This is a genomic window from Clostridium sp. BJN0001 (genome assembly GCF_022869825.1).
Taxonomy (GTDB): Bacteria; Bacillota; Clostridia; order Clostridiales; family Clostridiaceae; genus Clostridium.
Genome location: NZ_CP094971.1, coordinates 1,682,598 through 1,696,596, shown reverse-complemented (window position 1 = coordinate 1,696,596; position 13,999 = coordinate 1,682,598). Strand labels below are relative to the sequence as shown.

Annotated in this window: 15 protein-coding genes; all 15 read left to right on the top strand. The window is 27.8% G+C overall.

The features are described from left to right. The first annotated feature begins 6 nt into the window (after nt 1-6). The 15 genes from mltG to MTX53_RS08130 all read left to right on the top strand — a co-directional run bounded on the left by mltG (nt 7) and on the right by MTX53_RS08130 (nt 13,996). Nucleotides 7-1,017, top strand: a complete 1,011-nt coding sequence (gene mltG, locus MTX53_RS08200) for an endolytic transglycosylase MltG (RefSeq protein WP_244833256.1) — start codon at nt 7-9, stop codon at nt 1,015-1,017. Nucleotides 1,018-1,027: 10 nt separating this feature from the next. Further along, the gene (locus MTX53_RS08195) at nt 1,028-1,672 is read left to right on the top strand and encodes an O-methyltransferase (RefSeq protein ID WP_244833255.1); all 645 of its coding nucleotides are present in this window, start codon (nt 1,028-1,030) and stop codon (nt 1,670-1,672) included. A gap of 5 nt (nt 1,673-1,677) precedes the next feature. Continuing rightward, nucleotides 1,678-2,898 carry a U32 family peptidase gene (locus tag MTX53_RS08190; protein ID WP_244833254.1) on the top strand — a complete coding sequence of 407 codons (1,221 nt, stop codon included), beginning with the start codon at nt 1,678-1,680 and terminating at the stop codon, nt 2,896-2,898. Nucleotides 2,899-2,947: 49 nt separating this feature from the next. Then, on the top strand, nt 2,948-4,555 hold the full coding sequence (locus MTX53_RS08185) for a penicillin-binding transpeptidase domain-containing protein (protein ID WP_244833253.1): 1,608 nt from the start codon (nt 2,948-2,950) through the stop codon (nt 4,553-4,555). A gap of 67 nt (nt 4,556-4,622) precedes the next feature. Continuing rightward, nucleotides 4,623-5,321 carry an RNA polymerase sporulation sigma factor SigK gene (gene sigK / locus MTX53_RS08180; protein WP_244833252.1) on the top strand — a complete coding sequence of 233 codons (699 nt, stop codon included), beginning with the start codon at nt 4,623-4,625 and terminating at the stop codon, nt 5,319-5,321. A 173-nt stretch (nt 5,322-5,494) separates the two neighbouring features. After that, nucleotides 5,495-6,529, top strand: a complete 1,035-nt coding sequence (locus MTX53_RS08175; RefSeq protein ID WP_244833251.1) for a PilT/PilU family type 4a pilus ATPase — start codon at nt 5,495-5,497, stop codon at nt 6,527-6,529. A gap of 44 nt (nt 6,530-6,573) precedes the next feature. Further along, entirely contained in the window at nt 6,574-7,848 is a 1,275-nt protein-coding gene (locus tag MTX53_RS08170; protein ID WP_244833250.1) for a cell division FtsA domain-containing protein, read from the top strand. Nucleotides 7,849-7,861: 13 nt separating this feature from the next. After that, nucleotides 7,862-8,992 carry a cell division protein FtsZ gene (gene ftsZ / locus MTX53_RS08165; protein WP_244833249.1) on the top strand — a complete coding sequence of 377 codons (1,131 nt, stop codon included), beginning with the start codon at nt 7,862-7,864 and terminating at the stop codon, nt 8,990-8,992. A gap of 219 nt (nt 8,993-9,211) precedes the next feature. Beyond that, a complete protein-coding gene (locus tag MTX53_RS08160; protein WP_244833248.1) occupies nt 9,212-10,009 on the top strand; it encodes a sigma-E processing peptidase SpoIIGA in 798 nt (265 codons plus the stop codon). Between the two features lie 9 nt (nt 10,010-10,018). Beyond that, nucleotides 10,019-10,723, top strand: coding sequence for an RNA polymerase sporulation sigma factor SigE (gene sigE / locus MTX53_RS08155; RefSeq protein ID WP_244833247.1), 705 nt, complete (start codon nt 10,019-10,021; stop codon nt 10,721-10,723). Between the two features lie 82 nt (nt 10,724-10,805). Then, the gene (gene sigG, locus MTX53_RS08150; RefSeq protein WP_244833246.1) at nt 10,806-11,579 is read left to right on the top strand and encodes an RNA polymerase sporulation sigma factor SigG; all 774 of its coding nucleotides are present in this window, start codon (nt 10,806-10,808) and stop codon (nt 11,577-11,579) included. A 64-nt stretch (nt 11,580-11,643) separates the two neighbouring features. Next, nucleotides 11,644-11,910: a YlmC/YmxH family sporulation protein gene (locus tag MTX53_RS08145; RefSeq protein ID WP_244833245.1), complete on the top strand. Its 267-nt coding sequence runs from the start codon at nt 11,644-11,646 to the stop codon at nt 11,908-11,910. A gap of 66 nt (nt 11,911-11,976) precedes the next feature. Then, nucleotides 11,977-12,432: a transcriptional regulator NrdR gene (gene nrdR, locus MTX53_RS08140; protein ID WP_244833244.1), complete on the top strand. Its 456-nt coding sequence runs from the start codon at nt 11,977-11,979 to the stop codon at nt 12,430-12,432. 109 nt (nt 12,433-12,541) lie between these two features. Beyond that, a complete protein-coding gene (pgeF, locus tag MTX53_RS08135; protein WP_244833243.1) occupies nt 12,542-13,285 on the top strand; it encodes a peptidoglycan editing factor PgeF in 744 nt (247 codons plus the stop codon). Nucleotides 13,286-13,297: 12 nt separating this feature from the next. After that, the gene (locus MTX53_RS08130; RefSeq protein ID WP_244833242.1) at nt 13,298-13,996 is read left to right on the top strand and encodes a response regulator transcription factor; all 699 of its coding nucleotides are present in this window, start codon (nt 13,298-13,300) and stop codon (nt 13,994-13,996) included. Nucleotides 13,997-13,999: the final 3 nt, after the last annotated feature.

The window sequence follows — 13,999 nt, the reverse complement described above, 5'->3', positions numbered from 1 at the left end:
GAATTTATGAAGAAAAATAGAATAGCAGTAATTATTTTTTCTTTATTTTTGATATTTATTTCAATTTTTATTGTCCAATATAACAATGCTATAAAAAAGCCATTTATACTCTCTCAAGATACTTTAGTGATAAATGTAGAAAGTGGTGATGGAGTAAATGATGTTCTTAATAAACTTAATGATCAGAAATTAGTCAGAAATGAATTACTTTTGAAAATTAACATGATTTTAAATAGGAGAAAAGTTAATTTAAAAGAAGGAATGTATGAAATAGATAAAAATACTGATTTTAAAAGTTTTTTAAATACATTAGAAAGTGGAGACAATAAAGATATTCTAAAACTTACAATACCTGAAGGGTATACAGTCAATCAAATAGCTGAACTTGTGGAGAAAGAAGGAATATTTACAAAAGATGATTTTATAAGTGCGGTAAAAAATCATTCTATTCCTGAATTTGTGAAACAAGATTCTGAAAAACGCTATAATTTGGAAGGATATTTATATCCTGATACATATATATTTAAAAAATCTATAACTCCTGATCAGTTAATTGATTTGATGCTTAAGAGATTTTCAGATATATTAACTGAAATAGAAAATGAAACTGGCCTTAACATATCATCAGAAGATTATGAGAAGACTATAATAGTGGCTTCTATGATTGAGAAAGAAGCAAAGGTAGATAAGGATAGAGCATTTATTTCTTCTGTAATATATAACAGATTAGAGAAAAATATGAAACTTCAGATAGATGCAACTGTAATATATGGAATTGGATATCATGTAGATACAGTTTTAAATAGTCACTTGAGAAGTACTTCACCATACAATACATATAAATATGATGGTCTTCCAGAAGGTCCTATAGCGAATCCAGGCAAAAAATCTATAATTGCAGCACTTAAACCTGAAAATACAGATTATCTTTACTATATTCTTGATAAGGATGACGCTCATTATTTTACAGCAAGTTATGATGATTTTTTGAATAAGAAAAAAGAATTAGGTTATTAGGAGAAGAAAAATGAGTAATATTACATATGACTATATGGAACAATATATTAAGAGCCTTATAGATGAAAAAGAAGGAAAATTAAAAGAAATTGAAGAAGATGCAAGAGAAAATGGTGTTCCTATTGTAAAAGAGGAAACTGGAAAATTTTTAGAGCTTATTACAAGTATGGTTAAGCCTATGAAAATATTAGAGCTTGGGACAGCTGTAGGTTTCTCTGCTATACTTATGTATGAAGCTGCTAAAACTAAACCTTCTATAATTACAATTGATAGAGATAAAGATATGATAGAGAAGGCTAATGAAAATATAAGAAAATTTAATCTTCAGGATAAAATAAAGATAGAAGAAGGAGACTGCCTCGAAATTCTAAAAAAACTTGATGATAAATTTGATCTTATATTTATGGATGCGGGTAAGGGACATTATAATCATTTTCTACCTGAATGTTTAAGACTTTTATCTGATGATGGGGTAATCGTTGCAGATAATGTATTATTTAGAGGAATGGTTGCATCTGATGAACTTGTCAAAAGAAGAAAGATAACAATAGTAAAAAGGATGAGAACGTATTTACAGATGGTAAATAGTGATAAAAATCTTATTACAAGTGTAATACCTATGGGCGATGGTATTGCTGTCACAAAGAGGAGGTAATTATTATGAAAAAACCAGAAATTTTAGCACCAGCGGGTAATCTTGACAAATTAAAAGTCGCTATAGACTTTGGTGCAGATGCCGTATATCTCGGAGGAAGCAGACTTAATTTAAGAGCATTTGCTGATAATTTTTCAAATGAGGATTTAATAGAAGGTGTAAAATATGCTCATGAGAGAGGCAGAAAAGTATATGTAACTTTAAATGTATTTCCTCATAATAATGATTTAAAAGGAATAGATTCATATATTAAAGAACTTAATGATATGAATGTGGATGCTGTGTTAGTATCTGATCCTGCAATTTTTATGGCTGTAAAAGAAGCTGCTCCTGATCTTGAGATACATATAAGCACTCAAGCTAATAATGTAAATTATAAATCAGCACAATTTTGGTATAAACTTGGAGCAAAAAGAATAGTTCTTGCAAGAGAATTATCACTTACTGAAATTAAAGAGATAAGAGAAAAGCTTGATGATAAGTGTGATCTTGAAGCTTTTGTACATGGATCTATGTGTATAAGTTATTCTGGAAGATGCCTTCTTTCAAATTATATGACAGGAAGAGATGCAAATAGAGGTGCATGTGCTCAAGCATGTAGATATAAATATGCACTTGTTGAAGAAAAACGTCAGGGAGAATATTATCCTATCGTTGAAGATGAAAACGGAGCATATATTATGAACTCAAAAGACTTATGCATGATAGAACATATTGATGATGTTATAAAAGCTGGAGTGTATTCATTAAAAATAGAAGGAAGAATGAAGAGTGCATATTATGTAGCAGCTGTTGTAAAATCATATAGACAGGCTGTAGATGCATATCTTAAAGATCCAGACAATTATAAATTTGATCCAAAATGGATGGAAAATTTAAATAGAGTAAGTCATAGAAAATATACAACAGGATTTTATTATGGAGCTGAGGACAAACAGATATATGAAAGCTCATCATATATAAGATCTGCAGATATCATAGGTATAGTAAGAGATTTTGATGAAAAGAATATGATAGCTACAATAGAGCAAAAAAATAAAGTCTTAAATGGTGATGAAGTAGAAGTTCTAAGACCTGAAGGAGATAATTTTAAAATAAAATTAAATGATATGTGCGAGAAAAATGGAACTCCTATAGATTCAGCACCTAGAGCTCAGATGATTTATAAAGTAACTGTAGATAAAAAACTTAAAATTAAAGATCTTTTAATTAAAGCAAAAAATTAAAAATATGTATAAAACATCTCTTTTTTGGCTAGAATTTAGCTGAAAAGAGGTGTTTTTTATTTTATCTTTTATATATAAAAAAGAAAGATTTTTAGGAATTTTAGCTGCTTTTATTGTTATTTTTATATTTTTAGGTGTAAGACTTTATTTTCTTCAGATGAAGCCTTCTTTAAATGTTTTATCATCTTATCAAAATCACCAAGAAGAAAATATAAGCAGTATGAAATATAAAATATATGATACAAATGGTAAAGATTTAATGAGATATGATAAAAAATATGTTCTCGTAATAGATGTAAGACCATTTACTCTTAATAATTACGAAGAAAATTTAAAAGATCTTATGTCATTTAATTACATAATGAAGTCTGAAGAAGAAGATTTCAACTATATAGATATTATGAAAAATAAAGGGAAAATTTATTATGATATTTCTGAAGATACATTTAATAAAATAAGTAAATTAAAAAATATAAAAGGAATTTACACCTATATATATGATGAAGCTGATATAAAAAAGGCTTGGAGTATAGGTAGTATTTTTTCTGATATTTTAGATGAAAAATGGCCTGATGGATCTCTTTTTGATGGACTTTCAAATTATCTTAAAAATAATCAAAATATAAGAGAGTACTTTTATCTTGATGATAAATCTGAATATAGTATTAAAAATATGGAAACTAGTGAACAGAATAATAATATAGCTTTAACAATTGATATGGATATGGAGGATAAAATTGCAGAAGTTTTATCGGATGATAAATACTCATATTTAAAAAATGCATCAGTTGCAATAATGGAATCAGATACAGGGAAAATAAGAGCTATGATACAAAAAGATGAAAGTGAGCCTGACCTTAATATGTGTATAGATTCAATTGGATATGAACCTGGATCTGTATATAAAATAATAACATTAGCAACTGCAATTGATAGAGGATTAATAAATATTAATGATAAATTTGTTTGCAGAGGAGCTATATGTAGAACATGCCATGGAACACTTACAGTTAGAGAAGCATTTAAAAAATCATGTAATGATATATTTGCTGATATAGGTAAAAAAATTGGGTATGACAATCTTATGAAAACTTCAAAATCTTTAGGACTTTACAATAAAGTTTTAAATGTAAGTGGAGATTCGAAAAATGAATCAGAAGGTCTAGAACCTAAAGAAGAGTATGGATTAAGTAATATATCTATAGGTCAGTGCATGAATGTAACGCCACTTCAGATACTTGGTGCTATTAATACTATAAATAATGAGGGAATATATGTAAAACCGTATCTGGTAGAAAAAATATTAGATAGTAATGATAAATGCATAAAAACATTTGAGACAGATCAAAAGAGGATATTTACAGAGACAACAAGTAAAATAGTTAAAGATTTTATGAAAGATGTTGTTATAAATGGAACAGGAAAAAAAGCTAATGTAAACGGAGTTGATATTGGAGGAAAGACCGGTTCTGCAACATCTTCTGAAGGTTATACTCATGGTTGGTTTGGAGGATATTTTAATATAAATAATAAAAAGTATTCTATGATAGTATTTACACCAAATTTAAATTCTAAAGAAGGAGACAATACAGATTTAGGAGGTGGAGATACGGCTGCACCTATATTTAAAGATATTGTTGAAAAATTAAATAAATAAAATAATAAGGAAACTTTTACAAAAGCAAATCATATTATAATATTAAGCATTACTATGGGGGATAAAAGTGTTTGTATTTAATAATCTGATAGACTTATTTTGTAATTCGTTTTTCTTATCTGGTTATTTAACAAATGGAAATACATTTCCACAGCCTCTAACAGAAGCAGAAGAAAAGATATATTTAAAAAAATTAAGAGATGGTGACACTCTTGCAAAGAGCATATTAATAGAAAAAAATTTACGATTAGTTGCACATATAGTAAAGAAATATTCATTTCCTAATAAAGATATAGATGAACTTATATCTATAGGAACAGTAGGTCTTATAAAGGCAATAGATTCTTTTGATTATAAAAAAGGAACAAGGTTAGCAACTTATGCTTCAAGATGTATTGAAAATGAAATATTAATGCTATTTAGAAATAATAAAAAGCAAAAAGGTGAAGTATATCTTCAAGATCCTATAGGGGTAGATAAAGAAGGAAATGAATTCTGTTTGTTAGACATATTAAGTAGTGAAAAAGATTCGGTACTTGAAAAGGTTGAAAATAATCTTGAAATAAAAGCATTATATAGAAAACTGACAGAATCACTTAATAAGAGAGAAAGCACAATAATAATATTAAGATATGGACTTATAGATGGAAAATGTAAGACTCAAAGAGAAATAGCAGCAAGTCTTGGAATATCAAGATCTTATGTTTCAAGAATAGAAAAAAAAGCATTAAAAAAGTTAAAGAAAGAGCTAACATCAAAATATTAAATTATATTTAAAAAAATTAATTAGTTTATTGACAAAAGTAGGAAAAAAGTGATACATTAATGAAGTGGGAGATTAGTTATAGCAAATGGTATGTTTAGTTGCAGGCTGATATTTGTAAAACGTTTTTATCAAATCTTTAGTCTGCAATGATATTATTATAAAGGGGTAATAATGTGGCTAAAATTGATAGATTTTTGAAAAGTATTGATGTTCAGAAAGTTTCTGATATTCATATTACATCGGATCTACCGCCAATGATAAGGGTTGATGGTTTACTTATAACTGCGTCTGAGGATTCCATTCCTCATAAAGTTGTTGAAGAATATATTAAAGAACTAATAAGTGATAAATATGATAAATTTTTAAAATATGGAGAGCTAGATTTTAAATACTATTTACCAGGTTTTTCAAACTTTAGAGTTAATATCTTTAAAAGCGGAGGAAATTTTTCAATAACATTAAGAGTAATAAGAGAACATATTCCTAAATTAACTGATATAGCACCGCATGCTATTTTATATGACTTTATAAAATATCATGATGGACTTGTTCTTGTTACAGGGCCAACAGGATCAGGAAAAAGCACAACACTTGCAGCAATGATTAATGAGATTAATAATAGTATGAAAAAACATATTATTACGCTTGAAGATCCTATAGAATATATGTATAAATCAAATAAGTCGATGATTAACCAAAGAGAAGTTGGAGAAGATACATTAAATTATGAAACAGGATTGAAAGCTGCGTTAAGAGAAGATCCTGATATTATATGTGTAGGTGAAATGAGAGATAGAGAGACTATAGAAAGCACTTTAAGAGCTGCACAGACAGGTCATTTGGTCTTTTCTACTTTACATAATATGGGTGCATCTGAAAGTATCTATAGAATTGTAAATTCATTTGAGAGTGGGCATCAAAAAGAAATTCAAATTCAGTTAGCATCATTATTAAGAGGTGTTGTATCTCAGATACTCTTTAAAAATGCAAGTGGCATAGGAAGAACTGCTGCTATGGAGATAATGGTTTGCACTTCTGGAATAAAAAATCTTATACGTGAAGGTAATTATGAGCAGATAGATACCTTTATACAGATTGGATCTAAATTTGGAATGCAGACAATGGATATGGATATTAAAAGGCTTGCTAGTAATGGTATCATATCTAGAAATACGTATGAGAAATGGATAAAGAATAATAAAAGTTAATTTAGCGAAAGATAAAGTATTACAAAAAGAGAGGTAGAATTTATATGCAGGAAGAAATAATTGCGGCTATAGATTTTGGAAGCAGAAAAATATCAGCTTCAATTGGCAAAGTATCTGATGAAAATGATGATATGGATATTTTTGCAGTGGAATCATGCACATCTTTAGGAATGAAAAAGGGAATAATAGATGATGAAGCTAAAGTTAGAGAGTCTGTTTTGTCATTACTTTTAGAGCTTGAAAAAAGAACTAATAAAAAAGTTTCAGATGTATCAATAGGAATATCATCAAGAAAAGTTAGAATAACTGAAATAAATTTAAAAACAGAAATCAATGAAAGCATAAAAAAAAGTGATATAAGAAAACTTTATAAAAAAGCACTTTCTTATAAGAAATCTGTTAGTGAAAATGAAAGAGTTATTGATGCCATTATAAATTTTTATATCGTAGATGGAAAAGTTTTCGATAAAAATGTTTTAAACTGGAAAGCAAATAGTTTAGAAATTAATTTTACACTTGCGATTATTGACAAAGATGTAATTGACAAATATTATAACATATTTGAGAATACTAAATTTAATATTAAGTTTATAAAATTAAATATTTTCTCAGCAAAGCAGATATTTTTGAATAAAAAGAATTCTATTGGGGAGATTGTACTTATTGATATTGGTGCTGAAGTATCAGATTTAGCAGTATTTAATAATGGAATTGTGGAATTTGTTTCAAGTGTACCTGCTGGCGGCAGTAATATATCAAAGGATCTTTCTGTAGCAACAAATTTATCTTATACAGAGTGTGATAATTTTAAAAAGATTTATTCTGGAAATTACATAACTTTGTTTAATGATAATTCTGTGAATGAAAATATAAATGTTGGAACTGTTTCTATTTCAAAAGAGATATTTTATAAGGTTACGAATGCTAGAATAGAAGATATATTAAATTATGTAAATAATCAGTTGAAAAAGACTAGCCATTATGATAATATTTGTAGTATAATTCTATTTGGAAATGGTTTAAGTTACTTTGAAAAAGTAGGTGAATTTTCAAAGAGCATTTTAAAAAAAAATGTAAAAGTTATTACTAATAAAGAGCTTGGACTTAGAAGTTCTGAAAATATTACTTCTATGGCAGTTCTTAAGGATACTGAAGAACTTATTAATGTAATTGGAATTTTAAAAAAAGTTTCAATAGATAATGAAGCTTTAAATAATATAAAACCTATTGACGCAGAAACATTAAATCAAGATAATGAAAAAAATGAAGAAGACACTATTTTAACAAAGGTTAAAAATTTCTTTAGAAAGATAATTTAAAGGGGGAGTTATTTTGTTAGACTTTGATAATGAAACTCAGGAAGATTTCATTAAAATAAAGGTAATCGGTTGCGGTGGCGGTGGAAGTAATGCTGTTAACAGAATGATTGTTGAAGGATTAAAGAACGTCGAATTTATCGCAATAAATACTGATAAGCAGGCTTTGATGCTCTCAAATGCAGATCAGAAAATTCAAATTGGAGAAAAACTTACAAAAGGACTTGGAGCAGGAGCTAATCCTGAGATAGGTAAAAAAGCAGCGGAAGAAAGCAAAGAAGAAATAACTTCTGCAATTAAGGGTGCCAATATGGTTTTCATTACTGCAGGAATGGGCGGAGGAACAGGAACAGGTGCTGCACCTGTAGTCGCTGAAATAGCTAAATCAATGGATATTCTTACAGTAGGTGTTGTTACAAAACCATTCCCTTTTGAAGGAAAAAGAAGAATGAGACATGCAGAGATGGGAATAACTAATCTTAAAGAGAAGGTTGATACTCTAGTAATAATTCCAAACGAGAGACTTCTTACAATGGCAGATAAGAAAACAACTTTACTTGATTCTTTCAAGTTAGCAGATGATGTATTAAGACAAGGTGTCCAAGCAATATCAGATTTAATTACAATAACAGGTGTAATAAATGCTGATTTTGCTGATATTAAAGCTGTTATGCTTGATAAAGGTCTTGCACATATGGGAGTTGGATTTGGAAAAGGAGATAACAGAACTCAAGAAGCTGTAAAGCAAGCTATATCATCACCACTTTTAGAGACATCTATAGATGGAGCAACTGATGTTATAATAAACTTTACAGGTGGAGAAGATTTAGGTGCACTTGAAGTGTATGATGCTGCAGATATAGTAAGAGAAGCTGTTGATCCAGATGCTAATATAATAGTCGGTGCTGTAATTGATCAAAATTTAAAAGAAGAAATTAGAATTACAGTTATAGCTACAGGCTTTGGAGCCTGTGATGAAGAAGATGAAGAAGAAGTTTCTTCAGAAAACGGAAAAGATGCTAAAGCTGAACCTAAGAAGGAAGAGAAAAAGGTTCAAGAAAAGAAAGTTCAAAATGAACCTGAAGCATCAGATGATTCAGATGAACTTGATATTCCAGCATTCTTAAGAATAGCAAGAAAGCACTAATTAAATTTATAAAAACAAAATATATAAGAATTTTAAAAATGTTCTGATATTAAATGTTAATATCGGAACATTTTTTTTGTTGGAAAAATTTATTTGATGTCTAAAATATTAGAATAACAAGAATTAATAAAAATAAAAAAACAATAACATACCTTATCTTATGACAAAATTTTGAAGATAAAAATACTATAATATTACTTAAAGGAGGATAGATATTAAGTGATTGTTTATGTTGACGTTCTGTTTTTAGAAAATTTTATTGTTGATTTAGCTGTAATTTATATAACACTTAGACTTTCTGGAATAAACATAAATATGAAAAGAATATTAGCTTCTTCGCTTATTGGGGGATTATATACATGCACACTCTTATTTGAAATCATTAATATTTTCTCACATCCTCCTTTTAGAATTTTAATGACCTGTTTTATTGTATATATTGCATCTGGAATAAAGAGAATTTCTCAGATTATTAAAATGACTATTGTATTTTTTATGGTATCGTTTTTGATAAGTGGTTTTTCATTAGCATTATATTTTACTTTTGTTAGCTATAAAATAGGTGATAAATTAACTATTACAAAATTTAGCATAAAACTTTTGCTTTTAAGTGTTTTAATAATATATATTTTAACAGACAGAATTTATTACTATATAAAAAATAGGATGGTAGTTCAAAATTGTATCTACACTATAAAATTTCAGCTAAATAAAAAATATATTGTTAAAGCTTTTTTAGATACAGGTAATGAACTTACAGAACCAGTAACAAATCTTCCATGTGTTTTAATTGAAGATGATATTCTAAATGAAGAAATGGAAGGAAAAAAATTTTATTATATTTCATACAGTACTATAGATAATAATGGGAAAATAAAAGGGTTTAAAGTAAATAACATGGTACTTACAGATAGTAAAAATAGAAACACTGTAATAGATGTTATTTTATGTCCATGTAGACAAAAATTTAGTAAGTGCAATGACTTTAATGCATTGCTATCAAGAGGTATTTTATAGGGGGATATTATGGAACAATTAAGTATATTAATAAACAGAATTGTAAGTCATATAGATCTGTTTAGAGAAAAGCTTCACTATATTGGAGGAAGCGATGCACTTCCTCCTCCATTATCAAAAAATGAGGAAGAAGAACTTGTAAAAAAAATTAAGGATGACGATACAGTAAGAAGTACCCTTATAGAAAGAAATTTAAGACTTGTAGTTTATATAGCAAGAAAATTTGAAAATACTGGTGTTAATGTTGAAGATTTAATTTCAGTTGGGACAATTGGACTTATAAAAGCAGTCAATACATTTAATCCAGAGAAGAAAATTAAACTTGCAACATATGCATCAAGGTGTATAGAAAATGAAATACTCATGTATTTAAGAAGAAATAGTAAGATAAAAGCAGAAATATCATTTTATGAACCACTTAATATAGATTGGGATGGAAATGAACTTTTACTTTCTGATATATTAGGAACAGATAATGATACAGTATATAGCCTTATTGAAGATGAAGTCGATAAACAGCTATTATTTACAGCACTTAAAAATTTAAATGATCGAGAAAAAGAAATTGTAAGGTTAAGATTTGGTTTAAATGGAACGAGAGAAAAGACTCAGAAAGAGGTTGCAGATATGCTTGGAATATCTCAATCGTATATTTCAAGGTTAGAAAAGAGAATTATTAAAAGACTTAAAAAAGAAATTAATAAGATGATTTAGGTTGTCTTTAGTATAAAAGTATTAACTAACGGAGATAATGTTTAATGCAAGATACATTATAACTTCGAAGGGGTTGATACTTTTGGCAATAAACAAAGTAGAAATTTGTGGTGTTAATACTTCAAAACTTCCAATATTAAAGGAAAAGGAAAAAAAACAACTTCTTCTGCAGATGAGGGAAGGTGATAAGAAAGCAAGGGAGACCTTTATAAAAGGAAATTTACGTCTTGTATTAAGTGTTATTCAGAGATTTAATAATCGTGGGGAGAATGTAGATGATTTATTTCAAGTCGGCTGTATAGGTCTTATGAAGTCTATAGACAATTTTGATCTTTCACAGAATGTAAAATTTTCTACATATGCAGTTCCTATGATAATAGGTGAAATAAGAAGATATCTGCGTGATAATAATTCAATAAGGGTAAGCAGATCTTTAAGAGATATAGCATATAAAGCTCTTTTATCAAGAGAAAAATATTTAAAGGAACATAGCAAGGAACCTACGATTTCTCAAATTGCTAGAGATCTTAATCTTCCAAGAGAGGAAGTCGTTTTTGCACTTGATGCAATACAGGATCCTGTTTCGCTTTTTGAACCTATTTATCATGATGGAGGAGATGCTATATATGTAATGGATCAGATAAGTGATTCAAAAAATACTGATGAAAGCTGGCTCCAAAATATTGCTATAAAAGAAGCAATGAAAAAATTAAATAGAAGGGAAAAGCTTATTTTAAATTTAAGATTTTTTAGTGGAAAAACACAAATGGAGGTAGCAAATGAGATAGGTATATCTCAAGCGCAGGTTTCAAGACTTGAAAAAACAGCACTTAAGCATATGAAAAAACAAGTCTAATATGTAATATAAGAATCATATTAATCATATAGTATAGTCAGAATAAAGTTTAGGAGTGATTTATATGGAGATTAATATGCATTCGTTAAACGCAATAAGAAATATGGAAATCATAGATATTGATACAGGATCAAAATTAGGATTTCCGAGAGACTTTAAATTCGACTGCAGAGAAAATAAAGTAGTATCATTAATTATACAAGAAGAAAATAGTGGATGGTTTTCAAAAGAAGATGAAAAGGAAGTTTTATGGAAAAACATTGTTAAAATTGGTTTAGATGTAATATTAGTGAATAATAATTCTAATGTTTCTACTAAAGAAAATGAATAAGATGTAGAAAAAAAAACATAAAATATGTATAATAAAGCTATAATACTTAGTTTGGTGGGTGAAACAATGAAGTGTCCATTTTGTGCATATGGAGAAAGTAAAGTAATAGATACAAGATCTACAGATGATAATACTACAATTAGGAGAAGAAGAGAATGCTTAAAGTGTTCAAAAAGGTTTACTACATATGAAAAGATAGAAGATTTTCCTATTTTAGTTGTCAAAAAAGATCAAACAAGAGAAAATTTTAATAAGGATAAGATTATAAAAGGCCTTATTATTGCATGTCAAAAAAGGCCTGTATCTAGAAAACAAATTGAATGTATTGCAGATGATATAGAAAAAACCATTTCAAATACTATGGTTACAGAAATTGCATCAAAACAAATAGGAGAAATGGTTATGATAAGATTAAAAGAACTAGATGAAATCTCATATGTAAGATTTGCATCTGTATATAGACAGTTTAAAGATATAAATACTTTTTTAGAGGAAATAAAAAATCTTATACCAAAAAAATAGGGACTATTAGTCCCTATTTTTATCTATAGATGTTATATATAGGTTAAAATTTAGTTAAAAATAAAATTTATATTTGAATAAATGTTAATATTAAATTAGGAGGAATTTTGTGAATATAATAAAAGCAGATTCTATGATAATGAAAAAGGACTATTTAATTGCAGATGATAGTATGTATAAAATAGTTTTTACAAATGCAGAATGTGGTAGAAGTTTTAACAGAGCAACAGATATTGGAGTTAATAATTTAAATTCACTTAAAGAAGAATTTAAAGTTAACGATATTATATATTTAAAACAAATACATAGTGATAAAGTTTTAGAAGTTAATTCTGAAAATAAATATGAAGTTAAAGACTCTGAAGCAGATGCACTTATTACAAATTTAAAAAATACTATTATAGGAGTTTTCACAGCAGATTGTGTTCCTATTATTTTAATTTCTAAAAAAGATGGAGTATGTGCAGCGATCCATAGTGGATGGAGAGGAACATATGAGTCAATTACTTTAAAGACAGTAGAATGTATGAAAAAAAAATATAATGTTAATCCTGAAAATATTAAAGCATATATTGGACCACATATAAGAAAATGCTGTTATGAAGTTTCTAAAGACCTTAGAGAAAAATTTATAGAAAAGAAGAATTATATAAAAAAGGACAAGTTAATATTTAAAAATAACTTATCTATGGAAACCTGTATAGAAAGTGATTTAAATAAAGCTGGTATATTAGAAAGTAATATAAATTCTATAGATTTATGCACATATTGTAGCAGCAAAATTAAACTTTATTCATATAGAAAGAGCGAAGGTTCATATGGAAGAATGTTTGCCTTTGTATATTTAAAGTAAAGGGGAGTAATTATGGCAAAAGAAAAAATTCTAATAGTTGATGATGAAGAAAATATAGTTGAACTTTTAAGATTTAATCTTGAAAATTCAGAATATAATGTATTTTCAGCAGGAGATGGAATAGAAGCATTAAAAATAGCAAATCAAGAGAAACCAGATTTGATTCTGCTTGATCTTATGCTTCCTGGTATAGATGGTTTAGATGTATGCAAGGAAATAAAGAAGAATCCAGATACAATAAATACTGGAATAATAATGATTACAGCGAAGAGTGAAGAACTAGACAAAGTTCTTGGTCTTGAACTTGGAGCTGATGATTATATAACAAAGCCATTTTCAGTAAGAGAACTTTTAGCAAGAGTTAAGGCAGTTCTTAGAAGAAAATCACCGATTCAAAAAAGTGATATAAATGGAATTTTTGAAAATTCATATCTTAAAGTTGATTTTGAAAGACATGAAGTGTTTAAAGATGGAAAGAAGATTGATCTTACTTTAAAAGAGTTTGAGCTACTAGCAATGCTTATAAGAAATAAGGGGAAAATTTTAAAAAGAGAAGTTCTTTTAGATAAAATATGGGGATATGAATATATAGGCGAGACAAGAACAGTAGATGTCCATATTAGATATTTAAGAAAGAAGATTGAAAAGGATGATAAAAATCCTAAATTTATAGAAACTATAAGAGGAGTAGGTTATAGATTTAACGCGTAATGA

Excerpts from the sequence above, each read along its gene's own strand:
- mltG (WP_244833256.1), top strand. The coding sequence starts at position 7 with ATGAAGAAAAATAGAATAGCAGTAATTATTTTTTCTTTATTTTTGATA.
- MTX53_RS08195 (WP_244833255.1), top strand. The coding sequence starts at position 1,028 with ATGAGTAATATTACATATGACTATATGGAACAATATATTAAGAGCCTT.
- MTX53_RS08190 (WP_244833254.1), top strand. The coding sequence starts at position 1,678 with ATGAAAAAACCAGAAATTTTAGCACCAGCGGGTAATCTTGACAAATTA.
- MTX53_RS08170 (WP_244833250.1), top strand. The coding sequence starts at position 6,574 with ATGCAGGAAGAAATAATTGCGGCTATAGATTTTGGAAGCAGAAAAATA.
- sigE (WP_244833247.1), top strand. The coding sequence starts at position 10,019 with ATGGAACAATTAAGTATATTAATAAACAGAATTGTAAGTCATATAGAT.
- MTX53_RS08145 (WP_244833245.1), top strand. The coding sequence starts at position 11,644 with ATGGAGATTAATATGCATTCGTTAAACGCAATAAGAAATATGGAAATC.
- nrdR (WP_244833244.1), top strand. The coding sequence starts at position 11,977 with ATGAAGTGTCCATTTTGTGCATATGGAGAAAGTAAAGTAATAGATACA.
- MTX53_RS08130 (WP_244833242.1), top strand. The coding sequence starts at position 13,298 with ATGGCAAAAGAAAAAATTCTAATAGTTGATGATGAAGAAAATATAGTT.